The organism is Chryseobacterium gossypii, assembly GCF_041361455.1.
Lineage (GTDB): Bacteria > Bacteroidota > Bacteroidia > Flavobacteriales > Weeksellaceae > Chryseobacterium > Chryseobacterium gossypii.
Genome location: NZ_JBGCUR010000003.1, coordinates 124,451 through 146,568, shown reverse-complemented (window position 1 = coordinate 146,568; position 22,118 = coordinate 124,451). Strand labels below are relative to the sequence as shown.

The 22,118-nt window shown below is 38.3% G+C and carries 25 protein-coding genes; 5 read left to right on the top strand and 20 right to left on the bottom strand.

Annotation, left to right across the window (positions count from 1 at the left end; genetic code table 11):
• Nucleotides 1–23 precede the first annotated feature (23 nt).
• From murD to mraZ, 7 genes are all read right to left on the bottom strand, one after another.
• A complete protein-coding gene (gene murD / locus ABMQ40_RS03900; protein WP_370896760.1) occupies nt 24–1,355 on the bottom strand; it encodes a UDP-N-acetylmuramoyl-L-alanine--D-glutamate ligase in 1,332 nt (443 codons plus the stop codon).
• 63 nt (nt 1,356–1,418) lie between these two features.
• A complete protein-coding gene (mraY, locus tag ABMQ40_RS03895) occupies nt 1,419–2,660 on the bottom strand; it encodes a phospho-N-acetylmuramoyl-pentapeptide-transferase (RefSeq protein ID WP_370896758.1) in 1,242 nt (413 codons plus the stop codon).
• Nucleotides 2,661–2,681: 21 nt separating this feature from the next.
• Nucleotides 2,682–4,142 carry a UDP-N-acetylmuramoyl-L-alanyl-D-glutamate--2,6-diaminopimelate ligase gene (locus ABMQ40_RS03890; RefSeq protein WP_370896756.1) on the bottom strand — a complete coding sequence of 487 codons (1,461 nt, stop codon included), beginning with the start codon at nt 4,140–4,142 and terminating at the stop codon, nt 2,682–2,684.
• A gap of 96 nt (nt 4,143–4,238) precedes the next feature.
• Nucleotides 4,239–6,230 carry a penicillin-binding transpeptidase domain-containing protein gene (locus tag ABMQ40_RS03885; protein ID WP_370896754.1) on the bottom strand — a complete coding sequence of 664 codons (1,992 nt, stop codon included), beginning with the start codon at nt 6,228–6,230 and terminating at the stop codon, nt 4,239–4,241.
• Complete coding sequence (locus tag ABMQ40_RS03880; protein ID WP_370896752.1) at nt 6,214–6,579, bottom strand: FtsL-like putative cell division protein; 366 nt, start codon at nt 6,577–6,579, stop codon at nt 6,214–6,216. The genes ABMQ40_RS03885 and ABMQ40_RS03880 overlap by 17 nt, the downstream gene beginning before the upstream one ends.
• Before the next feature lie 38 nt (nt 6,580–6,617).
• Complete coding sequence (rsmH, locus tag ABMQ40_RS03875) at nt 6,618–7,511, bottom strand: 16S rRNA (cytosine(1402)-N(4))-methyltransferase RsmH (RefSeq protein WP_370896750.1); 894 nt, start codon at nt 7,509–7,511, stop codon at nt 6,618–6,620.
• Nucleotides 7,512–7,547: 36 nt separating this feature from the next.
• A complete protein-coding gene (mraZ, locus tag ABMQ40_RS03870; protein WP_370896748.1) occupies nt 7,548–8,006 on the bottom strand; it encodes a division/cell wall cluster transcriptional repressor MraZ in 459 nt (152 codons plus the stop codon).
• Nucleotides 8,007–8,277: 271 nt separating this feature from the next.
• On the opposite strand from mraZ, the gene ABMQ40_RS03865 reads away from it, so the two are divergent.
• The 3 genes from ABMQ40_RS03865 to ABMQ40_RS03855 are packed head-to-tail and all read left to right on the top strand — an operon-like array spanning nt 8,278 to nt 10,165.
• The gene (locus ABMQ40_RS03865) at nt 8,278–9,039 is read left to right on the top strand and encodes an alpha/beta fold hydrolase (RefSeq protein WP_370896746.1); all 762 of its coding nucleotides are present in this window, start codon (nt 8,278–8,280) and stop codon (nt 9,037–9,039) included.
• A 60-nt stretch (nt 9,040–9,099) separates the two neighbouring features.
• The gene (gene yihA / locus ABMQ40_RS03860; protein WP_370896744.1) at nt 9,100–9,723 is read left to right on the top strand and encodes a ribosome biogenesis GTP-binding protein YihA/YsxC; all 624 of its coding nucleotides are present in this window, start codon (nt 9,100–9,102) and stop codon (nt 9,721–9,723) included.
• The gene (locus ABMQ40_RS03855) at nt 9,716–10,165 is read left to right on the top strand and encodes a GNAT family N-acetyltransferase (protein ID WP_370896742.1); all 450 of its coding nucleotides are present in this window, start codon (nt 9,716–9,718) and stop codon (nt 10,163–10,165) included. The genes yihA and ABMQ40_RS03855 overlap by 8 nt, the downstream gene beginning before the upstream one ends.
• A gap of 53 nt (nt 10,166–10,218) precedes the next feature.
• On the opposite strand, the gene ABMQ40_RS03850 is transcribed toward ABMQ40_RS03855, so the two are convergent.
• The 13 genes from ABMQ40_RS03850 to ABMQ40_RS03790 form a co-directional block, all read right to left on the bottom strand.
• On the bottom strand, nt 10,219–11,106 hold the full coding sequence (locus ABMQ40_RS03850; protein ID WP_370896740.1) for a hypothetical protein: 888 nt from the start codon (nt 11,104–11,106) through the stop codon (nt 10,219–10,221).
• Between the two features lie 10 nt (nt 11,107–11,116).
• On the bottom strand, nt 11,117–12,457 hold the full coding sequence (locus ABMQ40_RS03845; RefSeq protein ID WP_370896738.1) for a beta-carotene 15,15'-monooxygenase: 1,341 nt from the start codon (nt 12,455–12,457) through the stop codon (nt 11,117–11,119).
• A gap of 7 nt (nt 12,458–12,464) precedes the next feature.
• The gene (locus ABMQ40_RS03840) at nt 12,465–12,872 is read right to left on the bottom strand and encodes a hypothetical protein (RefSeq protein ID WP_370896736.1); all 408 of its coding nucleotides are present in this window, start codon (nt 12,870–12,872) and stop codon (nt 12,465–12,467) included.
• Nucleotides 12,873–12,877: 5 nt separating this feature from the next.
• Nucleotides 12,878–13,270, bottom strand: a complete 393-nt coding sequence (locus ABMQ40_RS03835) for a DUF6804 family protein (RefSeq protein ID WP_370896734.1) — start codon at nt 13,268–13,270, stop codon at nt 12,878–12,880.
• A gap of 10 nt (nt 13,271–13,280) precedes the next feature.
• Nucleotides 13,281–13,496 (bottom strand): TM2 domain-containing protein, encoded by a 216-nt coding sequence (locus ABMQ40_RS03830; RefSeq protein WP_370896732.1) that lies wholly within the window; start codon nt 13,494–13,496, stop codon nt 13,281–13,283.
• A 3-nt stretch (nt 13,497–13,499) separates the two neighbouring features.
• Nucleotides 13,500–14,123: a PH domain-containing protein gene (locus tag ABMQ40_RS03825; RefSeq protein ID WP_370896730.1), complete on the bottom strand. Its 624-nt coding sequence runs from the start codon at nt 14,121–14,123 to the stop codon at nt 13,500–13,502.
• A 1-nt stretch (nt 14,124) separates the two neighbouring features.
• Nucleotides 14,125–14,640 carry an SH3 domain-containing protein gene (locus tag ABMQ40_RS03820; protein ID WP_370896728.1) on the bottom strand — a complete coding sequence of 172 codons (516 nt, stop codon included), beginning with the start codon at nt 14,638–14,640 and terminating at the stop codon, nt 14,125–14,127.
• Between the two features lie 4 nt (nt 14,641–14,644).
• Nucleotides 14,645–15,715 (bottom strand): type I restriction endonuclease, encoded by a 1,071-nt coding sequence (locus tag ABMQ40_RS03815; protein WP_370896726.1) that lies wholly within the window; start codon nt 15,713–15,715, stop codon nt 14,645–14,647.
• 3 nt (nt 15,716–15,718) lie between these two features.
• Nucleotides 15,719–16,057, bottom strand: a complete 339-nt coding sequence (locus ABMQ40_RS03810; RefSeq protein ID WP_370896724.1) for a YegP family protein — start codon at nt 16,055–16,057, stop codon at nt 15,719–15,721.
• 10 nt (nt 16,058–16,067) lie between these two features.
• Nucleotides 16,068–16,274, bottom strand: a complete 207-nt coding sequence (locus tag ABMQ40_RS03805; protein WP_370896722.1) for a hypothetical protein — start codon at nt 16,272–16,274, stop codon at nt 16,068–16,070.
• 141 nt (nt 16,275–16,415) lie between these two features.
• The gene (locus tag ABMQ40_RS03800; RefSeq protein ID WP_370896720.1) at nt 16,416–17,081 is read right to left on the bottom strand and encodes a response regulator; all 666 of its coding nucleotides are present in this window, start codon (nt 17,079–17,081) and stop codon (nt 16,416–16,418) included.
• A 13-nt stretch (nt 17,082–17,094) separates the two neighbouring features.
• Nucleotides 17,095–18,759, bottom strand: coding sequence for a tetratricopeptide repeat-containing sensor histidine kinase (locus ABMQ40_RS03795; protein WP_370896718.1), 1,665 nt, complete (start codon nt 18,757–18,759; stop codon nt 17,095–17,097).
• Between the two features lie 60 nt (nt 18,760–18,819).
• Complete coding sequence (locus ABMQ40_RS03790) at nt 18,820–19,032, bottom strand: hypothetical protein (RefSeq protein WP_370896716.1); 213 nt, start codon at nt 19,030–19,032, stop codon at nt 18,820–18,822.
• A 372-nt stretch (nt 19,033–19,404) separates the two neighbouring features.
• On the opposite strand from ABMQ40_RS03790, the gene ABMQ40_RS03785 reads away from it, so the two are divergent.
• A complete protein-coding gene (locus ABMQ40_RS03785) occupies nt 19,405–20,217 on the top strand; it encodes a hypothetical protein (RefSeq protein ID WP_370896714.1) in 813 nt (270 codons plus the stop codon).
• A gap of 65 nt (nt 20,218–20,282) precedes the next feature.
• Complete coding sequence (locus ABMQ40_RS03780) at nt 20,283–22,112, top strand: metallophosphoesterase family protein (RefSeq protein WP_370896712.1); 1,830 nt, start codon at nt 20,283–20,285, stop codon at nt 22,110–22,112.
• The last annotated feature ends 6 nt before the right edge of the window (nt 22,113–22,118 follow it).

The window sequence follows — 22,118 nt, the reverse complement described above, 5'->3', positions numbered from 1 at the left end:
CGGTGTGTGCCTACCACGTTATTTTACTTATTTTTTAAAACCTGTTCCTTAAACTGGCGTCCTCTGTCCTCATAGTTCTTGAATAAATCAAAGCTTGCGCAGCACGGAGACAATAAGACGGTATCTCCCTTTTTGGCAACTGATTTTGAGATCCTTACCGCTTCTTCCATATTGGAGGTGTCATATATAAACTCTTTTTTATCTTTAAAGAAGTTTATAATTTTCTGATTATCAACCCCTAAACAGACGATCGCTTTTACTTTTCTTTTAACCAGCTCCTCGATTTCCGAGTAATCATTTCCTTTATCCTGACCTCCCACGATCCATACTGTCGGGGTTTTCATGCTTTCAAGAGCATAATAGGTGGCGTTTACATTGGTAGCCTTACTGTCATTGATGTATTTTACACCATCGATTTCAGTTACAAATTCCAGCCTGTGCTCAACCGCCTGAAAGGTCATTAGTGAATTTCTGATACTTTCGTTGTTGATCTCCAGGATCTTACCTGCAATCGAGGCTGCCAGGCTGTTGGCCACATTATGGTTTCCTAACAACGACAGTTCTTCAATTTTCATTGAGAATTCATCCTTTAGCTTCACCACGATTTTATCATCGTCTATAAAACCTCCTTCAGGCATCTTTTCCTTTGTGGAAAAAGGGATCATTTTCGCTTTAATCTCTAATTTTTCCAGCAGGTTTTTACTCATTTCATCGTCTTTATTGTAGATGAAAAAGTTATCATTTTCCTGGTTTTCAGTGATTCTGAACTTGGCCAGGGCATATTCCTCATAGTTGTAGTTGTACTGATCCAGATGGTCCTGTGACAAATTCAGCAATAAAGAGATATAAGGCCTGAAGTTCTGAATATCATCCAGCTGAAAGGAGCTCACCTCCAGGACATAATATTCATGATTTTCATCGGCCACCTGCTTGGCGAAGCTGTATCCGATGTTTCCCCCTAAACCTACGTTTAAACCGTCATTCTTCAGAATGTAATAGATCAGGGATGTGGTGGTTGTTTTTCCGTTACTTCCTGTTATGGCTATGATTTTGGCATCGGTAAATTCGGAAGCAAATTCAATTTCGGAAGAAAGCCTTATCCTTTTTTCATGGATCTTTTGGATTATATCGGCTTTTTTCGGAATTCCCGGGCTTTTTACGATCCAATCCGCATCCAGGATTCTTCCTTCATTGTGATTTTCTTCTTCAAACTCAATGTCATGATCAATCAGGAACTGCTTATAGTTATCTTTAATGGCTCCCTTGTCTGAAAGAAAAACTTCCATACCCTGCTTCTTAGCCAGATAAGCAGCACCGCAACCGCTTTCTCCTCCTCCTAAAACAACTATTTTCATATTAAATTTTTTTCAAAATGTAAAAATGTATATGGTTTGAGCTTATACATCAATACTTTTTATTTATCTCATTTTCAGTGTTATTAAACATATAATGGCCAGCATGACACCAATAATGATCATTCTGTTCACGATTTTACTTTCATGAAAGCCTCCCTTCTGATAGTGATGATGTAAAGGGGACATTCTGAATAATCTATTGTTCTGGGCATATTCCAGCCCGTATTTTTTCTTTCTGTATTTGAAAACCGCCACCTGAAGCATTACCGAGATGTTCTCGATCAGGAAAATTCCGCATAGGACAGGAATCATAAGCTCCTTTCTAAGAATAATCGCAAGAACGGCAATTACTCCCCCAAGCATCAAACTTCCCGTATCTCCCATAAAAACCTGGGCGGGATAGGTATTATACCAAAAGAAGCCGATCACAGCCCCTACCATAGCGACTGCGAAAATGGTGGTTTCTCCCATGTTCGGAAGGAACATTATGTTGAGGTAATCTGCAAAAATGATATTCCCCGAAATATAAGCAAAGAAGGCAAGCGTAAGCAGAATCACTGCGCTTGTTCCTGCGGCAAGGCCATCGATGCCGTCCGTAATGTTGGCACCGTTTGAAACAGCCGTTACAATAAAGATTACTATCGGGATAAAGACGATCCATGCCCATTCATGAGCTTCTTTATCATTCATCCAGAATAAAATACCACTATAATCGAATTCGTTGTTTTTGGCAAAAGGAACTGTGGAAACCGTAATTTTTTCCGTCGGCATAAAATTCTGTTCTACATTGTTCCTGTTGACTACCTTGGCATCTGCATATTTTCTTTTAACGGTTATATCCGGATGGAAATACATGGTGATCCCAACAATCAGTCCTAAACCGACCTGCCCTACAATCTTGAACTTCCCGCTTAAGCCGTCTTTATTTTTCTTTATTTTTTTCAGGTAATCATCCAGAAACCCGATCGCGCCCATCCAAAGTACGGAAACAAGCAGAAGGACGATATAAACATTGGTGATCCTCGTAAACAACAAAACAGGGATAATGGTTGCCAGAATGATGATGAGGCCTCCCATGGTAGGGGTGCCTTCTTTTTGTTTCTGGCCGGCCAGCCCAAGATCGCGGACGAGTTCACCCATCTGCCTTGCTCTCAGGAAATTAATGATTCTTTTTCCGTAAACAAGAGCTATGGTTAAAGACAGCAGAACGGACATTCCGGCGCGGAAAGAGATATATTTCAACATTCCCAGCCCCGGGATGTGAATCCCCTGACTTGTAAGATATTCGTATAGATAATATAGCATATGTTTTCTTTTTTTAAAGGGTTATTTCCCCATCAATTTCCAAAGCTCATTAATTACTTCTTTATCATCAAAATGATGCTTTACACCATTGATCTCCTGATAAGTCTCGTGGCCCTTTCCGGCTACCAGAACAATATCTTTCGGTTCTGCAAACTTTATGGCCATTTTTATGGCTTCTTTTCTGTCCGGAATTGAAGTATATTTGCTGAAGTTCTGTGGTTCAACGCCTGCTTCAATTTCTTTTATGATTTGTGCCGGGTCTTCTGTTCTCGGGTTGTCTGAGGTAATAATGGCCAGGGTTGATTTTTTTGTGGCGATATTCCCCATTTCTGGTCTTTTCGAGTGATCCCTGTCTCCTCCGCATCCGAAAACCGTGATCAGCCTTTCATTTTTTGTTCTGATGTCATTGATGCTGTCCAGGATGTTTTCCAGCGCGTCCGGCGTATGTGCATAATCTACAATGAAGAATATTCCTCCATCTGATTTAAAGGTCTCGAATCTTCCGGAAACTCTTTTTAACCTGCTTATAGCCTGAAGGATCTCGTCCTGTTCAAATCCCAGTTCGGAAGCTATTCCAAAGACGAGCAGCAGGTTGTAGGCATTGAATTTTCCCGTAAGTGCCGTCCAGAATTCCTTTCCGTTGAAATTCAATAACATCCCGTTGAAATCAACTTCGAGAAGCCTTCCATGGTAATCCGCCATGGTCTTCAAAGCATAAGATTTTCTTTTGGCCTTCGTATTCTGAAGCATTACCGAACCGTTTTTGTCATCCATATTGGTAATGGCAACGGCAGAATCTTCAAGCTCGTCAAAAAACCTTTTTTTGGTTTTCAGATATTCATCAAAAGTTTTATGATAGTCCAGATGATCATGGGTAATATTGGTAAACCCTGCCACTTTAAAGTGAAGACCTTCGATCCTGTTTTGAGCAATGCCGTGGGAGCTTACTTCCATAAAGGCAAATTCGCATCCTTCATCTACAGCCTGGGCCAGGATCTTATTGATGGTAATGACATCCGGGGTTGTATGGGTTGCCGGGATGGTTTTGCTCCCGATCCTGATCTCCACGGTTGATAGCAAGGCAGAATCATAACCCAGGTTTTTGAATACATCGAATAATAAGGTTGAAACTGATGTTTTCCCGTTGGTTCCGGTAACTCCTACCAGTTTTAACTGCCGGGAAGGATTTCCGTAAAAATTGGAAGCCAGATATCCTAAGGCTTTAGATGAGTCCTTTACTCTGATATAGGTGACATTATCATCCAGGGTTTGGGGAAGTTCTTCGCAAACAACTGCCCTGGCTCCTTTGGCAACAGAAGAAGCAATAAATGAGTGCCCGTCTGCAACGGTTCCTTTTATTGCAATGTAAAGAGCATTCTCCGTAACTTTTCTGCTGTCGAATACCAATTCGGAGACCTCACGGTTCTGATCACCGTGGACTTCCAAAACTGGCACCCTGTTTAATAATTCTGCTATTATCATTTTATATTGCTGGGGTTTTAGATTCCCAATTCCATTATTTTCAATAAGCCGTCCTATTCTTATTAAGCCATCCTGTTCAGGCTGATTCTGATCCAATCAATTTTGCAGGGATAGATAGATCCTCTGGTTCTTACTGATGGTTGTACCCTCAAGAGGGAATTGTTCTTTAATTCTGCCGACTCCTTTGTAATCAACACGGTAGCCCAGATTTTCCAGTTGCGGAATCACGTTTTTACCGATCAGTCCTACAACGTTAGGCATCTGTTTGTTGTTTACCACAATTTTCACATTAGGATCAACCATTTTACTCAGGTTTACCTTTTTGTCCACAAGCATTTCTTTTTCAATGTTCTGTGGTGTTTTCAGGAACGTTTTTCCTGCAATTTCCTTAAAAACAGGTGCAGATACGATTGCTCCGTAGAATCCTTTTGCAGTATTCGGCTCGCTGATCATCACATAGCAGGTATATTTTGGATTGTCTGCCGGATAGAAGCCTGCAAACGAGGCCCTGTATTTCATAGGTCCCGGAAGCCAGTATTCAAACCTGGCTGTTCCTGTTTTACCAGCCATTTTCAGGTTGGGGGTAAAAATACTTTTGGCCGTTCCTTTTTCCACGGCTTTGGTTAATGCATGGGTCATCATCTTTATTGCCTTTTCCGAAGCCATTTTATTTACCATTACCTCGGGTTTTGCCTGGTAGATTACCTTCCCGTCTTTCATGATTTTATCAATGAATAAAGGCTTAAGCATTTTGCCGCCATTGGCAACGCCGTTATAGAAGGTTGTCAGCTGCAGCAGGTTGATATTGGATGAATATCCGTAGGCAATGGAAGCCAGGGTAGCGGCATTCCACCTTTTATTTTCGGGAGTTACGATTTTGGGCTTTGTAATTCCCGGAAGCTCAATGTCCATTTTATCAAACAGTTTCCATCGTCTCAGATGGTCCAGAAAAATCTGGGGTTTATCGGCATAATATTTTGTGATCAGCTTTGCTGTTCCCACATTGCTTGATTTGGCCAGAACATCGCTGATATCATAGGTGCCACCCCCGTGACCATCAGAGATCCTTTGTTTGGCGTATGTCCATACGCCGTTACCTACATTTACGGTTGTGTTCTCATCGATAAAGCCGTCATCCATTGCCGCCAGCAGGGAAATGGTTTTGAATGTGGAGCCGGGCTCGATATTGTCTTTTAAAGCATAATTGTAAGAGTCTACATAATCTCCCTCTTCCGTTCTTCTAAGGTTCACCAGGGCACGGACTTTTCCGGTATTCACCTCCATTACGATAACGGTTCCGTGCTTTGCTTCGAAATTGATGAGCTGTTTTTCAAGGGCAGAGTGGGCTATGTCCTGGATCCTGAGATCAAGGGTGGTATAGACATCCTCGCCGTCGATGGGTTCCTGAACCTTCCAGTAATCAATAGGTTTCCATTGGGATGAATTGATTCTTTGCTCCAGCCTTTTTCCGTCAGTTCCCGTCAGATACTTGGAAAAAGCGCCTTCGAGGCCGGATTTATATTCACCATTGTCTATCCCGATGGTTCCGGCTCCTATTTCCGAGGTTGCCAGCTCTCTTCTGTAATTCCGGTCTACAATGAAGCCTCCTTTGTTTTTGCCTTTTTTAAAGATCGGGAACTTCCTGATCCTGTCATATTCATCAAAATCAAGTCCTTTAACCAGGGAATAATATTGATTTTTCTTTTTTCTCTGCTCGTCAAACCTTTTTCTGAACTCTGCTCTTGGCTTTCCGAACATTTTACTTAAAGAATCTGTCAGAGCCCCGATATTGTTCGTATACACAGTGTCTTTAATGGTCTTGAAATCCAGATAGATGTCATAACGCATTACTGTGGTGGCCAATATTGAACCGTCAGAAGCGAATAAGTTTCCGCGGGCAGCTTTTAAAGTGGCCTCACGGTAGTTTTTATTAATGTAATCGTCTTTGATCTCCTGAACGTTGGTATTCTGAAGAATGACGATTCTTGCCAAAAACATGACAAACACGCACAAAGCTACCACTGCGAAGAGGTAGCCCCATCTTAACGTTTTTTTACGTTTGTTGTCGTATTCATTTTGCTTTTGCATCCGTACTATCCAGCTTTATTAATAGTTTGTGGGGATGGTTTTCCAGAGTCATTAAAGAATCCCGAGCAACTTCTTTCCCCAGTTCCGATTCCATTTTTACTTTGATCAGCTTACTTTGCGCATAAGCGTTTCTTGATTTATATTCTTCCGTTTCTTCTTTTAAGGCGTTGACGATCTTTATCTTCTTGTTTACAAGATGATTGCTGTAGATCATGGCCATCATCAGCACAAACAACAATAAAAAATACTTGTAGTGCATCTTTATCTCATCGCGGTTGAGAAAATTCCCTTTTATAATATCTATAAAAGTGAGTTTTTTCTGTGGACGATATGTTGTCTTTTTTGCCAAAGCTTTATTATCAGTTGTTTTACGGTTTAATCTGCTTTTTACATCTTTATCCCTGTTCTCATCTTGGCGCTTCTTGCTCTCGGATTTTCTTCTACTTCCTTATCATCAGGGATGACTGCCTTGCTTTTCAGCAGCTCAAAGGCCTTTTTATAATTCCCGTAGATATCCCTTTCCGGTTCTCCTTCAAACATTCCGTTCTTCAAAAATCTTTTTACCAGGCGGTCTTCCAGGGAATGATAGGAAATCACCACCAGCCTTCCGCCGGGCTTCAGGATTCTGTAGGCCTGAACGAGCATTTCTTTTAAAACTTCAAGCTCCTGGTTTACTTCAATTCTTATCGCCTGAAAGAGTTGTGCATAGAACTTATTTGCTTTATGCTGAGGAATATAGCTGAATAGTTTCTTCAGGTCCTCTGTGGTTTCTATGCTTTTCGTTTTTCTGTGATGAACTATTTCCCTTGCCAGCTTTCTTGCCTCCCTTAATTCTCCATAGTAATAAAACAGGTCTGCCAGCTCTTCTTCCTCATATTCATTGATGACTCTTTTGGCATCAAGGTTCTGCATCACATTCATCCTCATATCCAATGGTGCGTTGCTCCTTGTAGAAAATCCTCTTTCCGCCTCATCAAACTGATGCGAAGATACTCCTAAGTCCGCCAGTATTCCGTCTGTTTCGGAAACGCCGTACATCAGCAGAGAGTTTTCCAGGAATCTGAAATTCTGATTGATGAGTGTAAATCTCGGATCATCAATAGTATTTTTAAGGGCATCCAGATCCTGATCAAAGCTGAAGAGTCTTCCTTTTTCAGAAAGCCTGTTCAATATTTCCCTTGAATGACCTCCTCCTCCGAAAGTACAGTCTACATAAGTTCCATCAGGATTCGTCACCAAATCATCAACACTTTGCTTCAACAAAACGGGATTATGATACATGCTTAGTTGTGTTTTTTTCGCTTCTTTAACAGCGTATTATTCTTCATCGAAAGTGCCCATCACATCTTCGGCAAGGCTTGCGAAATCGGCTTCATTGGTAGAAATAACCTTTTCATAGGCTTCCTTATCCCAGATCTCAAATAATTCTCCCGCACTTGTAATCACAATATCCTTCTGAAGATTTGCGAAATGAGTAAGGTCTTTTGATATCTGTAATCTTCCTGCATTATCCAGTTCTACTGTTTTTACTCCTGCCGTAAACATTCTTATGAAATCAGCATTCTTTTTAATGAATCTGTTTAGTTTATTAATTTTGCCCATTAGCTTATCCCAGGCATTCATCGGGTAAACTTCAAGACAAGGCTGGAACACGGAGCGTTTAACCACAAATGCCTTATCCTCAAAGTTCTCCATCTGTTTGATCAGAGATGAAGGCACTTTTAAGCGACCTTTGTCGTCAATTTTACACTCATATGTTCCGATGAAATTCTTCATTTGGGACAAATTTATATAAATATTTCCAAAATTTCCCACTTTTTCCCACTTTTTGACTTAATGTTAATAAGTTTTATTAAAGATTGAATGCCTGTGCCATAAGTGGTTGATCTTTTGCGTTTTGGGAACTACGTTATTTAAGCCATAATAAGAGCTTTTGAAAAAAAACAGGAAAAACCGGATTATTATATTATTTTTATTTTAAATTAGGCATATCAAAATATTTTTGAGGTTTAATTTGTATTTTTGCAAGGCTTTATTAAGGCGTTTTATGATATTTAGTACAAAAAAAGAAAAGAAATATACCTTTGTAGAGGCGGGAGAGGGACATCCATTGGTGCTTTTGCACGGTCTGATGGGTGGATTGAGTAATTTTGATAAAATGGTAGATTTTTTTTCAAGCAGAGGATTTAAAGTATATGTTCCTCAGTTACCTATCTACGATTTGCCAGTACTCAATACGAATCTTACTACTCTTGCAAAATATATTATCAGGTTTATAGATACGCATATCTCAGAACCTGTAACTATTGTTGGAAATTCTATGGGAGGCCATATAGGCCTGATATTAACACTGGCAAGGCCGGACCTGGTAAAAAATCTTGTACTGACCGGGAGCTCGGGGCTATATGAAAGAACTTTCGGGGATAGCTTTCCAAGAAAAAATGACCGTTCTTATATCCGGAAAAAAACGGAAGAGGTTTTCTACGATCCTTCTGTGGCTACCGAGGATCTGGTAGATGAGGTCTTCAATGTGGTGAATGACAGGATGAAGGGGATCAAAACCGTTATGCTTGCAAGAAGTGCTATCAAACACAATATGCTGAACGATCTTCCTAAGATCACTTGTCCTACATGTATTATCTGGGGAAAGCAGGATAATGTGACCCCCCCGGAGGTCGCGGAGGATATGCATAAGTTTATCCCGAATTCAGATCTGTTCTGGATTGATAAATGTGGTCATGCAGCAATGATGGAAAAGCCGGATGAATTTAATGAAATCCTGTACAGCTGGCTTAAAGATAAAGTTTAAAATAAAAATACCGGACCATTAAGACTTTCTTAATGGTTTGTTTTTCTAAAATATTCAAAAATGGTTATTAAAACAGCTGATTTTGTCAAAAGCAGCGGAAAATGGCAGGATTGTCCTGAGCCCAAAATTCCTGAATATGCGTTTATCGGGAGATCCAATGTAGGAAAATCATCATTGATCAATGCCATGATGAACAGAAAAGATCTGGCCAAAACCTCCCAGACCCCCGGGAAGACCCAGCTTATCAATCATTTTTTGGTAAATGAGAGCTGGTACCTTACCGACTTGCCGGGATATGGCTATGCAAAAGTTTCAAAAGTACAGAGGAAAGATTTTGAAAAGCTGATCACAAACTATATTCTGAACAGGAGAAATCTGGTAAATCTTTTTGTCCTGGTGGATGTAAGGCATAATCCTCAGAAGATTGATCTGGAATTCATCCAATGGTGTGGCGAAAGCGGAGTGCCGTTTTCCATTGTTTTTACAAAGGCGGATAAGCTGAAGCCCAATGCTGTCATTAAAAATGTGGAGGATTATAAAAGGGAGCTGCACAAAACATGGGAAGATCTTCCTGAATTGTATATAACATCTGCCGAAAAAAAGGAGGGATGCGAAGAAATCCTGAACTTTATTGAGAAAACAAATGAGTTTTTAACGCTTAACAATGTAAGCTTCGATGAATAACATAATCTGGAAAATCAAAACCTTCGGTGAATTTACTGTTCCGGAATTATATGCTGTTTTAAAAGCCCGTATTGATGTTTTTGTCGTAGAGCAGAACTGTCCCTATCCTGACCTGGATGGCTATGATCGTAAAGCGGTTCATATCTGGGCAGAGCAGGATCAGAATATTTTGGCTTATTGCCGTATCTTCAATAAAGGTATTAAATACAATGAACCGTCAATCGGCAGGGTTCTGACAACGGATCAGGCAAGGGGTAAAAGGCTGGGGAAACAGTTGATCAGATATGCTGTTGAAACGATAGAAAACCGCTTCCGAACTTCAGGGATCAGGATCTCCGCCCAGGATTATCTGCTGAAATTTTATGGTGAATTTGGCTTTGAAGATACCGGAAAGAAATATCTGGAAGATGGGATTCCGCATACGGAAATGTTAAGAAAATAAAAAGCGAAGATATCCGGATCTTCGCTTTTTTGTTGACAGTTAATATGGAATGATTAGTTTTTATTTGAAATGGCTTTTAGAATGATCGGTTCCAGGTTGGAAGGCAGATCTGCTGACCGGATTTGATATTTTTTTATTTTCATTTCTTTGAACCAGTTTTCCCAATATTCTTTGATGACACTTTCTTCAAAAGGATTTCCTTCTTCAGGGTTGATCCCTAAAACGATGACCTCAAGATCTTCAAGGTGGTCATTGGCATTTACAAAACCATATTGACTTTTTTCAATAATGGCTTTAAAATCTGAAGTGATCAGATGGTTTGACCTTATCAGTTTTGAAGTCAGGTATGATGTTTTTTTTCCTTCTGCAAATTTCGTGTTTTCATGATACATGTATCCGTCGGTGAGAATAAAAAGAATATTTCTGTGATCGTCTTTTATACAATAATCCTTCACTTTATTTTTAAAGAATTCCCAGATATCGGAACCTACATACCTTCCGTCATTAATGGCAGACCGGTAAATATCGGCTGGCAGGGTTGAATATTTCTTTTCAACCCGGTCAATATTCTCTTTGGATGTATTCTTATCGAAGGAAACCTTCAGTTCTTTGGTCAGGTGATTCATTTTAGGGTCAGATGGCTCCGGGTTAAAGAAGATCTGCATCTGATCATTAAGCTGAATGACCTTTTTACTTTTGATGTGATCCAGAAACCCTTTATCAATAGCCTTAATATATTCAAGGTCTCTCTGGAAATATTCCATTGTCGCATTGGGATTCATTTGCGGATCAATCCGGTCGGACAGATCGATCAGAATACTTACATTTAAATTATTGGAAACGGGGACCGGGTCTTTTTTTTCATTTCCAGGATTTCCAGGAGGATCTTTATGGCAGGAAACGAATGAAATAGCCATCAGTAAAAACAATATTTTTTTCATAGAATGTAATTTATAAAACGGATAGGTAAACAGAGTTCTGGCTGTCAGCATTTGCTCCTACAGTTTCCAGGTTTTTATGGTAGGTCTCAATACAGCTGTCGATCATGGATTGTTTCTCAGATTTGGAAACGGCTATTTTCTCACCGATAAAGGTGATCCATCCCTGGACGTATTCAGAAGCATAGAGCTTATAATCTTTTGTTGGAATAATGACTCCGTCGATGATATTTTGTAACTCTTCAATTCTTCCTCTTGCTTTAATGATGTTTTCCTTAATATTTCCGGCGAGGTTCTTAATTTCTTCGATTTCTTTCCTTATGGCCTGGATCTTTTCCAGGTTAAAAAGTATGGTTCTTTGCCTGATTTCCTGTTCGTTCCTGATCTTGTCTTTTTCCCGGTGCTCTTTCATGACAAAATCAAACACTAATCCCCAGATAATGTAAACAATAAAGCCGGCAAAAATGATCCCCCAAAACTGATTCTTGGTAAAAGCAATGTAAAGATCAAAGGGAGGGCTGTTGAAGGTCTTGTTTAATTCATATAGCTTAGATTCAATTTCATAAGCTAAAATGGCGTCAAAAACAAAAGTAACAATAAACAGCAGTCCTAACTTTATATAGTTTATCCAGTTCTTGTTTTCCCCGAACATATGGATTAAAAAACCCAGGCCTAAAAAGACGAAAGGGATCAGTGTTACAAAAGCTCCTTCCAAAGGCCCTTCATTCCAGGCCTTATTAAGAGCCTGAGCGTCTAAGACATTTTGAATGATCGTACTGTTCGGGTCAAAGTTCCTAAAGAAAGCGGAATAGGATGTAGAAATATAAAACGTGAACAAATACAGGCTGATAGGGATTAAAAGGACCAATCCGATCCAAAATTTCGCTGAAGCTCCTCGTGTGGCTTTCACATTGTATTTTTCGGGGTTTCTGGGAAGGTCATTGATTTCAGCCTTTAAAGCTTCGTTCTTTTTTTGAATGGTTTCAATTTCTTCATTTTTATTTTTTAATAAGTCTTCCTTGTTTTCCAATGACACCGTTAATGCCTTGATTTCCGTTTCTCTGTTTTTCTGCTCGTTTATATAAGACTCCTTTAGTTTCTGCTGTTTTTCCACGAGCTCTTTTTCTTCATTCTGGAACTTGGAGTACACGGAATCAAGGCAGATCATTAATGTTGCATGATTCCCGTTATTCCTGGAGCTGTCGCTGTATCCGGCTCCATGATAAGTCCTCTTCCTGCTTTCCTCCGCAGATTCGCCATCTGGGTTTTCTTTTATTTTTGGAAGCTGTTCCTGCTTCGGCTCCATAGGAACAGATTTTAATTTGAATAAGTTTTTTATACTGGTAGTATCCATGGTCAGTTTAGTTTTTTAGTTCATATAAAATATCTGTTTTGCTTTTTCCCAGTTTTACAGCTTCGAGGAGGTAATCAACAATAGCTTTCGCATTTTCTTCCAGAAAACCAAACATCAGGACATACTTTTCCATTGTTGAGTACTCGTTGGGAGAAACGATTCCGTCTGCCCAGATCATCACCGTAAGGTCGTACAGATAATCTACCTTTTCTTCAATAGTTTGGGGAACCAATGATCTTAAGTTGATCGGATTCAGAAGAAGCTCATCTATACTTTTAGAAGAAATACCTTTTTCCTCCGCGCACTTATAAAGCATTTTCAGCTCTAATGCACTAAAATCATCATCGCAGATCGCCATTTGATAGAGCCTTAAAAAGTGAGCTTTTAGATTTTCCGTAATTTGTATGTTTTCCATGGTTATTAGTCTTGTTTCGGTTTTTTAGGATTAATGATAATGTCCCGTTTGTGTGCTATAAAAGGAGTTTGGCGTTCAGGGTCTTCGTCTGTATTTTCTTCCTTTTTTTGTTCCGCTTTATCGGCAAAAGCGATAAGCAGAAATAAAATCCCCGTTATGGTATCAATAGGGATCCATAGACTTTTTTGATATAAGTAGATGGGAAAGACCGGATTGAAAATGATGAGAATAGCCAGAAAAATTATACTGAAGTAATATTGCCCGAAGCTTAAAAAGTTATAAATAACAGATAAAGCTCCAATGGAGACAAGAATTCTCAAAAAAGTATAATATTCTATAGGAAGCCTGAAAATACCAATGAAACAGCTTATTGCACAGAAGGTGAGTAAAGGTTTCATTTTTTCGTTTTTAAAATCCTGATCGGAGATTATATTTGTAGTTAAAGCTGTCTTCAGACATAAAAATGAAGATAAAGAAATCAATCAGCGCGATCAGTGAGGGAATAAGGGTCCAGCAAAACAGCAGATAAAATATCCCTGTGATATTTTGTCCCAAATAAAATCTGTGAATACCCAATCCTCCTAAAAAAAGAGCGAGCATAGCGGTTGTAAATTTTGATTTCATAATTTAAACTCTTGATAAAATTTCATTCTTTTTTTCTTCAAATTCTTCCGGGGAGATGATTCCGCTTTCCATTAGGCCCTTTAGTTTTTGCAAAAGGGAAAAAGGATCTTCATTTTCTATAAACAGGGGCTTCTGATGCTGAAACGGTTGAGGTTGCGCAATGATCGGGGTGGCATTATTCACAGTGACTCCGCCGGCAGAGGCTCTTCTGGCTTCCAGGTCTTTTTCCCTTCTTACGCTTCTCATTTTTTCTTCCATTTCCTGAGCATATTGATACAGCTTTCTTGCCTGGATTTTTGGAAGGTAATCCATCTTATTGATAAAGTTTTTTACCGTCTTCATTATAAATGTAGATCCCATGATTCTCTCTTTGATATGGCAATCTGCAATATCTACCCAGCTGTAATCCTGAAAATCCATTGACAGGCCGAAGTTTTTAGGCCTGCAAAAAATAATCCTTCTGTTGGTAAGAGCTATACAGTCTGGAGAAATGTTAAGGGCAGGCTTTTTCTGAACAGCAATATATTCTACAGATTCCTGAGAAGTGAGGAGGCTGCTGATTTTTCCTAAAAGCTTTTCAACAGCTTTGGGATCCTGCTCTTCGTTTAAAAATTTCTTTAAGTTCATGTTATTTTGTTTTTAGTATGTCTTTATAGTAAACGTATCCGGTCTTTTCGGTTTTTCCGGTCTTTTTGATCTGTACTTTATACCAGAGGCTTTGTTTTGAAAGATAGATCAGTTTGGTTTTCTTTGGAACCGTTGCAATGACCTTAGATTTCAACGAAGGTTTTTCATAGACTTTTGTTGAGGCAATATCTGTGATATATTTTTTGGGAGAGTTGATGTTTATTTCATTAACAAACACTGAAGGAGCTTTGGCTGCTGTATTTTTTTTACTTTTAAACCTGCCTTTTTTAGAAGAATATCCGGATGTGCTTTTCCCTGCGTATCCGTTTTTGCAAACCCCACAGGTCCCGCCGCCACCGGCGCAATGTCCACAACCCGAACAGTTGGAACATGCGGTACAATATGCAGATCCGGTACACCTTCCGCCATGATGGAAGCTCTTTTCCGGTTTTGGAGAAAAAGAGCCGGAAGTGAAAAAACTAAAGTAAATAATGAATACGGAGATGAATGCTTTCATGGCTTTAATTATAGTTTTCTAATGTTTTATGGAGCTCGTTCCGATAATTGTAAATCTCATCAAGACTATTTAATAAGATCTTTTCTCCCGCTTCTTTGCCATTATGAAAAGTTTCCAGATATTTATTGGAAGTATTGAAATGTAGTCTGCAGATGGGCTTTCTGTTATTGTCATCCAATAGTACCCCGAAATAAGATAAGGTATCCCGATGAGCAATACGTGAAGAAGGAACTTTTTCCCTCAGAATGGCCTTTACGATCTGAAATGCCTCCATTTCCTCTTCTGTGGTGATAATTTTGGAATCGTTGTTTTCATCAATCGGCAGGGAAGGCTTTACATTTTCATCTTGTTTTCCGATCTGCTCGTTCATATTTAACGCAGACTTAAGCCTGAAGCTAATAGACTCGTTGATGGAGGTTGTAAGCGCTTTTTTGGTATACTCTTTAAAGGAGATCATCCTATTGGCGGTTATAGGCTTTTCAAAAAACCTGCTCACTAAAAGTTTAACGATTTCGTCTGAAGGATTTTCAATTTCCTTTTCAAACTCTTTTCTTATCGCCTTTATATACTTCAATGCTTCTGCTGAGTCCAGAATGCTTTCAAGATTATAATCTTTTTTAGTGAAATTTTCGAGAATTTTAATCGAACTGTCCTTCAGATCTTCAATATCTATGGTAAAGAAAGGTTTCTCATCCATTATATTAGGTTTCTCCAGATCAGTATAAAAGTTGTAGACGATACCATTGGTAAGGACACCAAACCTTGATTTTGAAACATGATAATACCGGTGAAGCTGGGAATTGTGTGCATCCGCGTTTTCCTTCCAATGCTTGCATTCAATGATCAGTATAGGTTCATCATTTTTTCTGATGACATAGTCTACTTTTTCTCCTTTCTTAGTTCCTATATCACAAATATGTTCGGGGACCACTTCTGTAGGATTAAAGATATCATAGCCTAAAATTTGTATGAAAGGCATGACAAAAGCATTTTTTGTAGCTTCTTCAGTGCCAATCTGATCTTTCAGCCCCGCTACTTTCTGGCGTAATTGCTCAAGTTTTATTTTAAGGTCCATTATTTAGTTTTTAAGGGTTTCATCAATGATCTCTGCCGTTGGAGCATTGGATTTTACAGAATGAATTCCATTTTCCATGGCTGATTTTGAAGTGTACAATTGGCTTTTCCCAATAATTTCTCCGTTTCTTGCTTTTAAAACAAAATAATCTTTACCATTTACTGCAACGCGTTTTTCGTATCTGGAATCGTCCTGGGAATTGACCTTCACCGATTCTATTCCTTTATTGCACGAGACTTTCTGAACATATCCTTCGCTGGTTAAAATAATTTCCCCATTTCCAGCCTTAAGATTGAATTGATACTCTTTGTTAATTCTTTGAGTGATAATAAATTTTGCCATAATTATTATTTTAACTCGTGTGACATTCGTTTGAGCAGGTTTTGCATCCATTAGATTGGCTGTATTCTTTTTTAGCTTCTTTTACTGCATCTTTACAAGAAGAAAATGAGCCAAGATATTTCCTGGTTCCGATACTGGGTAAATATTTACAGTATTCATCATGTACCTCATGATCTCCGTTACTTTGAGCCTTTTGGTTTACGTAATACTTTTTCATAGCATTTAATTTTGTTTACATTCCAAAAATATAAAGCTTTGAAAGTCAAACCTTACGGGTTTCCGTAAAACCGGCAAAAAACGCAAAGACCTTTCAAAAAAATTGAAAGGTCTCCGTCAAAATAACTTTGGCAAATCAGTTTTAAATAATTCCAAGGTCCTTACAGAATGCAACCAACTGTTCATTGCTGGTGACTTCCAGGCCTTCTTTTAAACTGTTTAATTTTTTTTCCACACTGCTCAGACTGAATGGCTTTATGTTGTTTTTCTGAAGATAGGATGGAATATTTTTTTGGAGGATGCCTTTTGACAGCAGTGAGACCAAAGTAATATCATAAGCGGAAAATTCATAGCTATTCAGTTTTTTCATATCCTGCTTAAGATCAAGGGACAAATAATTTTCATTGATATAGACTGATGTGATGGATTTTTTTAATTCCTTAGAGTCATTCCGGGCTTTTCTTACGTAACCGTTGATGTGATATTCTTTGAAAAGGGAGTCAATGATTCCTGATTTATGTTCTGCTGAAAAGACAATGACCTTCAGGGAAGGCTGAATTTCCTTTATTTTCTTAATGAGCTCCTTTCCGTCTTTAATGTTTTGCTCGCGATGATCCTCTTCATAGTAAAGATCGGTAATTAACAGATCATACGGGCTGTTTTCACGGTTGGCTTTCTGAATTTTTGCAAGGGCATCATCACAGTAATATACATAATCAACATTCGGTATGTTGAGCTCTTCCAGTGTTCTTTGCACTGAAATGTTGATGCTTTCATGATCTTCGGCGATTAAAATTTTTCTGAACATTCTTTTAGTTTTTTTAGGAAACAGGAAATGAAACGTAGATTTTCAATCCTTTTTCGGTTTTGGTGTCAAAAATAATTTCTCCGTTTAAAGATTCAATACGGGAAACCGCATTCGTCAAGCCATTTTTATGGGCTATGTCGCTGGAAATGCCGATTCCGTTGTCCGAATAATAGATCTTGATGAGGCCGTTTGCCCTTTCGAATCTGAAGACCACACGGTCTGCCTGGCTGTGTTTTCTCATATTGACGAGCAGTTCTCGGATAATCTGATAAATTTCTTCCTGCCCGGGCTCATTGAGACCTGCCCAGATATCCTTATCATTTCCGGCAAGATAGGTTTTTACATTTTCGTTATTGAAAGAACCTACCAGTTCAGAGATTTTTTCGTTGAAATCTTTCTTATTGCCTTTATCAGTTTTTTCGTAGGAAATATCTCTGGATTTTTCGTATACAAATTCCAGCTCGTCCAGCATTTCATCTTTATTGATCAGGTTTTGGTTCTCAATTTTTGTCATCACCTGATAAATCCCATTGGCCACCACATCATGGACTTTTTTGGACATTTTAAGCTGAGTGTTTTTTACCTCAAGTTCTTTTTCTTGTTTTAATTGTATTTGCCTTTTGCGATACCAAACTATAGTAATAATTGCAAAGATCAAAGCAACTAAGAGAAGTAAATTCCTATTTTTATTCTCTGATGCTATAACTTTTAACATTTCATTTTCTGCAGTTTTTACATCTATATCATAACGAAAAACAGCAAATTGATCCTTGTCTTTATTTCTTGCTGTTTGTATACTATCATTTATTGATTGGAACTTCAAAAAGTTTTTTAGATAGTTAGTCTTATCTAGTATGATTATTTTTTGTAGAGCTTCAAGTTGATCATCTGCACTTTTATTTTGAATAGCCTTTTCAAGCATCATTTTGGCGTACATTAAAGAAATGTTTTGATCTTTATTATAAAAATAATCTGCCAATGTTGCATAACTTGAATTCTCTGCCCAACTGTTATTTTCTTTTTTTCTTATTTCTAAAGCTTTAAATAATTCTGGTAAAGGGTTGTAATTTTTGTTCTCTAGAAATTTTGCTCTCGCTAAATTATTAAGTGCTCTTGCATAATCGATACTATCTTTTGAAGCTAGAGCAAGATTAAGATATTTTTTTGCTAAAGTAAATTTCTTTTGGCTAATTAATGCGTCACCGATATTGTTGTAGTAGATAAGTTTACTTTTTTCAACATTTACATATTTCAATGCTTTATTATAATATGAAATGGCACTATCATAGTTTTTAAGATTAGAAGAAGAAATAGCTAAATTGTTATAATTGGATGCAAGAACAAGCTTAACAAGACTATCGGTCTTTTTTTGATTTTTAAAAAATTTATTTGCTCTTAATGATGTTTCAATTCCACCATAATAGTCACCTTTATCAGATTGAATTATGGCCATATTTACTAAAGCTCTTGCTACACCTAATGAGTCTTTCTCTGTTAAAAAAGTATTCTTTGCTAAATTGAAATAATAAAAAGCCGAATCGGAAACTTTATTCTTTTGATATTCTTTTGCTTTTTTGAAATATGAATTTGTGCTCAAAATTTGTGTTGATAATTCTTTTTTTTCCTTTTTACAGGAGAATAAGATTATCGATAAGATGATTAAAAATGAGTATTTCATAAAATTAGTTTGCATGCAAGGTAAGAAAAAGGACAGACTATACAATCTGTCCCTTAATTATTATGGATTAGGAGGTGTAAAAGGTGGAGGCGTTTGTCCTGTATTTCCACCCGTACCTCCGTCGTCACCTCCTTCTCCCGTTCCCGTTCCCGGATCACTTGGACCATCATTCTGTATGGTTATAATTGGGTCCTGAGTATTGTGACATGCTGCTGAACTTGCGTTGTTATGTGAGAATGCTAAACCTAATAGCATTAAAATAAACTGTATCATTTCCTTAAAATTTTGAAGATTTTAGACTGTTTTCCTTCCTCTCGCGATACCTATGTATCCCGAGCTGTACACTGTTTAAAATTTGAAGCGCTTCTAAATTTTTTGGGAAGTGAACCTTCAAAAACGGAGGAGAAACATCTGCTTCCCAACCCGGAGTTTTACCTCCGCTTTATCCGGTAATTTTTGAAATCAGTTTTGTAAATTTGTTTTTGTCTTTAATGTTTTGTTTATCAACTGATTTCTGGAGCAAATATCTAACGGAAATAAGGGCAAGGGTTAGAAAATTCTTGGAAAGTTTTTAGAAAGTTTTGTACGGAAAACCGTATTTTTTTTAGAGGCAAACACACTATTTTCCTAAATAATTTTAGTTATATGTCAAAATTTTTATCTCAGAAAAGAAAGTTGCTTGAAGAAGTATTTCAAAAAGCCTCAAATGAAGCAACTGAAAAAACATTTACTGGAATTTTAAAATCACTAGAAAGAGATTTGCTGGATGATTTTAAAATTACTCTAAGCTATAAGTCTTTTGAAACGTATTATAAAGCTATTGTAGAAAATGATGGTGATTATAATATTAAGCCGGCTATTCTTGATGATTTGAGTGTTTATTTAGGGTATGATAATTTCCGAAGTTTTTGTATGGATTGGAAAACAATAGAGTATACAATAAGTCAAACACTATCTAAAATTGTTATAAACATTACTAATAAGCCAATTTTTACAATGCCGGAATTTATAAAACAGAACGGATTAGGCATACTAGAAGTGACTTTTATTTTATTGCTTGTTGCAGGAGGTGTTGTTTTTCCAAAAACAACAGGAGAACCTGGCTCAACAGATCCTGCTATGTTTACATTTTTTGGAAAAGCAGATATTGGCAAGAGATATATGTATTGGAATGGAGAAAAATATATTGCAACAGATAATCAAAATGTGGGTCCCGAGTTTAAAGTTGTGGCCATGAATGCAGAGCAGTTCAAATACTTTAAAAAGATTACAAGAAAGGACACAATGACCATTGAAAACTCTCTTGGAAGAACCTGGTATTCAAAATATAATGGAGATGTGGATTTTTTTACGGCAGACGGAATTGACCCGGAAACAGGAAAGGAATTAAGGAAGTCATCGGAATTAATACTAACAAAATATGCGGGGGCAAACGCAAACACCATACAAACACAATAAGCCCCTTCACAAAAATTTAAAATTCAATTAAAACAATTCGCCGGATATTCTCTTAATTTCGTTTCATGTTAAAGATGAATAAGGGGATTTTTACAATTTTACTGGTGGTCTTTTCATGGTGTTGGGCTCAGCGAAAGCCGGTGCAGATTGCATTTCTTTCAGACGTACATTTTCAGGACTTATACGGAAGCTTTTCAGACCATGATTTTAAGGGGATCCTGAATCCTGGAACCGGAAAATCAACCATTCTGAGAACGATGGATGCCCAGCTTCATTCCACCCGAGTTTTTAACGAAAACTATTTTGCGCTTTTGAAAGCCCTTGATGATATTGCCGCAAAAGGGATCAGGATCGTAGCTATGCCCGGTGATTTTTCGGATGACGGACAGGCATATAATATTCGCGGGCTTCGCAGAATTTTGGATCAATACCACGAGAAGTTCGGGATCAACTTTTATATCACAACGGGAAACCACGACCCGGTTGGTCCGCTTCGGCGGGATGCGGGAAAAGATGATTTTCTCGGACAGGATGGAAATCCGCTGGGGGTCTACAGCCGAAAGAACATAGGAAAAGCTAAGAATAAGATCATTACAAAAGACATTGCGGAATCCGGATATCTGGAGATTCTGGACGAGCTGAAGGACTTCGGATTTTATCCGAAAAAAGAGGACATATTCTGGAGTACACCTTTCGATCTGGACGTTTATAGAAACTATTCTTATGAAAAAGCTTTACAAAATGCCCATTACTCCAAAAGAATGTATGCCGTTTCCAAAGGGTTTTCCGTACCGGATCTCAGCTATGTTGTAGAACCTGTAAAAGGGCTCTGGATGATAGCTATTGACGGGAATACTTATATTCCTAAAGATCTAAATGGCCATCCTGACGATCCGGATAACTACCACGGGGCAGGCATAGGATACAATAATGTGCTGACGCATAAACGGCACCTGATAGCATGGGTAAAGAAATTAGCAAAGGAAGCTAAGAGAAACAACAAGACCCTGATTGCATTCACCCATTATCCGATGATTGATTTCAATGATGGGGCAAGTTCTGAGATCAGGAAGCTTCTGGGGAATAAAAAATGGCAGCTGGAACGCATGCCGGAGGAAAATGTGGCCAGGGCTTTTGCTGAAGCCGGTTTGCAGATCCATTTTGCAGGGCACATGCATATCAATGACACCGGGATCAGGAGTACCGGAGATAAAATGCTCGTTAATATTCAGGTTCCCTCATTGGCAGCCTATTTGCCTGGATACAAAATACTTACCGTTCATACTCCGGAAAAAATGGAGATACAAACGGAAATTCTGAAAGATGTTCCTCATTTCGATGACCTTTTTCCGCTTTACGAAAGGGAATATGAAGCCTTAAGTAAAGACAGCCGTAAGCGGCTGTGGAATAAAGATATCCTGAAAACCCGCTCATATCATGATTTTATGCTGTTCCATCTGAAAGAACTGGTCAGATTACGTATGATCCCCGATGAATGGCCTTCTGATTTTATTAAAACAGGCGAACGGTTGAACGGGGAGGACCTGCTGCTACGGTCACAGGCCGGCAATGGTACTATTGAAGAGACCAGAAAAAAGCTGAGACAAACCGGGATTTTCCCTGAATCTTTTAAAAGCTGGAGCTGGGATGACCTTTTGCTCGATCTATACAAATTTCAGTCTGCAGATGAATTGGCAAAAAAGGATATCCCTGAAGAAAGATTAAAACAATACCGGATATTAGCAGAACTTTATACGTCTGATGCCTCGCAGGATCCGTTTGTAAAACAGCTTAAATCACTTTTTGAGATCCTTTCCTTACTATCGGCGGGAGATCCTGCGGATCATTTTGAAATTGATCTGAAAAACCATAAGGTAAAGGCCCTCAACAGGTAAGCCGGA

Coding starts and splice junctions, on each gene's coding strand:
- murD (WP_370896760.1), bottom strand. CDS start 1,355: ATGAAAATAGTTGTTTTAGGAGGAGGAGAAAGCGGTTGCGGTGCTGCT.
- mraY (WP_370896758.1), bottom strand. CDS start 2,660: ATGCTATATTATCTATACGAATATCTTACAAGTCAGGGGATTCACATC.
- ABMQ40_RS03890 (WP_370896756.1), bottom strand. CDS start 4,142: ATGATAATAGCAGAATTATTAAACAGGGTGCCAGTTTTGGAAGTCCAC.
- ABMQ40_RS03885 (WP_370896754.1), bottom strand. CDS start 6,230: ATGCAAAAGCAAAATGAATACGACAACAAACGTAAAAAAACGTTAAGA.
- rsmH (WP_370896750.1), bottom strand. CDS start 7,511: ATGTATCATAATCCCGTTTTGTTGAAGCAAAGTGTTGATGATTTGGTG.
- mraZ (WP_370896748.1), bottom strand. CDS start 8,006: ATGAAGAATTTCATCGGAACATATGAGTGTAAAATTGACGACAAAGGT.
- ABMQ40_RS03865 (WP_370896746.1), top strand. CDS start 8,278: ATGATATTTAGTACAAAAAAAGAAAAGAAATATACCTTTGTAGAGGCG.
- yihA (WP_370896744.1), top strand. CDS start 9,100: ATGGTTATTAAAACAGCTGATTTTGTCAAAAGCAGCGGAAAATGGCAG.
- ABMQ40_RS03855 (WP_370896742.1), top strand. CDS start 9,716: ATGAATAACATAATCTGGAAAATCAAAACCTTCGGTGAATTTACTGTT.
- ABMQ40_RS03850 (WP_370896740.1), bottom strand. CDS start 11,106: ATGAAAAAAATATTGTTTTTACTGATGGCTATTTCATTCGTTTCCTGC.
- ABMQ40_RS03845 (WP_370896738.1), bottom strand. CDS start 12,457: ATGGATACTACCAGTATAAAAAACTTATTCAAATTAAAATCTGTTCCT.
- ABMQ40_RS03840 (WP_370896736.1), bottom strand. CDS start 12,872: ATGGAAAACATACAAATTACGGAAAATCTAAAAGCTCACTTTTTAAGG.
- ABMQ40_RS03835 (WP_370896734.1), bottom strand. CDS start 13,270: ATGAAACCTTTACTCACCTTCTGTGCAATAAGCTGTTTCATTGGTATT.
- ABMQ40_RS03830 (WP_370896732.1), bottom strand. CDS start 13,496: ATGAAATCAAAATTTACAACCGCTATGCTCGCTCTTTTTTTAGGAGGA.
- ABMQ40_RS03825 (WP_370896730.1), bottom strand. CDS start 14,123: ATGAACTTAAAGAAATTTTTAAACGAAGAGCAGGATCCCAAAGCTGTT.
- ABMQ40_RS03820 (WP_370896728.1), bottom strand. CDS start 14,640: ATGAAAGCATTCATCTCCGTATTCATTATTTACTTTAGTTTTTTCACT.
- ABMQ40_RS03815 (WP_370896726.1), bottom strand. CDS start 15,715: ATGGACCTTAAAATAAAACTTGAGCAATTACGCCAGAAAGTAGCGGGG.
- ABMQ40_RS03810 (WP_370896724.1), bottom strand. CDS start 16,057: ATGGCAAAATTTATTATCACTCAAAGAATTAACAAAGAGTATCAATTC.
- ABMQ40_RS03805 (WP_370896722.1), bottom strand. CDS start 16,274: ATGAAAAAGTATTACGTAAACCAAAAGGCTCAAAGTAACGGAGATCAT.
- ABMQ40_RS03800 (WP_370896720.1), bottom strand. CDS start 17,081: ATGTTCAGAAAAATTTTAATCGCCGAAGATCATGAAAGCATCAACATT.
- ABMQ40_RS03795 (WP_370896718.1), bottom strand. CDS start 18,759: ATGAAATACTCATTTTTAATCATCTTATCGATAATCTTATTCTCCTGT.
- ABMQ40_RS03790 (WP_370896716.1), bottom strand. CDS start 19,032: ATGATACAGTTTATTTTAATGCTATTAGGTTTAGCATTCTCACATAAC.
- ABMQ40_RS03785 (WP_370896714.1), top strand. CDS start 19,405: ATGTCAAAATTTTTATCTCAGAAAAGAAAGTTGCTTGAAGAAGTATTT.
- ABMQ40_RS03780 (WP_370896712.1), top strand. CDS start 20,283: ATGTTAAAGATGAATAAGGGGATTTTTACAATTTTACTGGTGGTCTTT.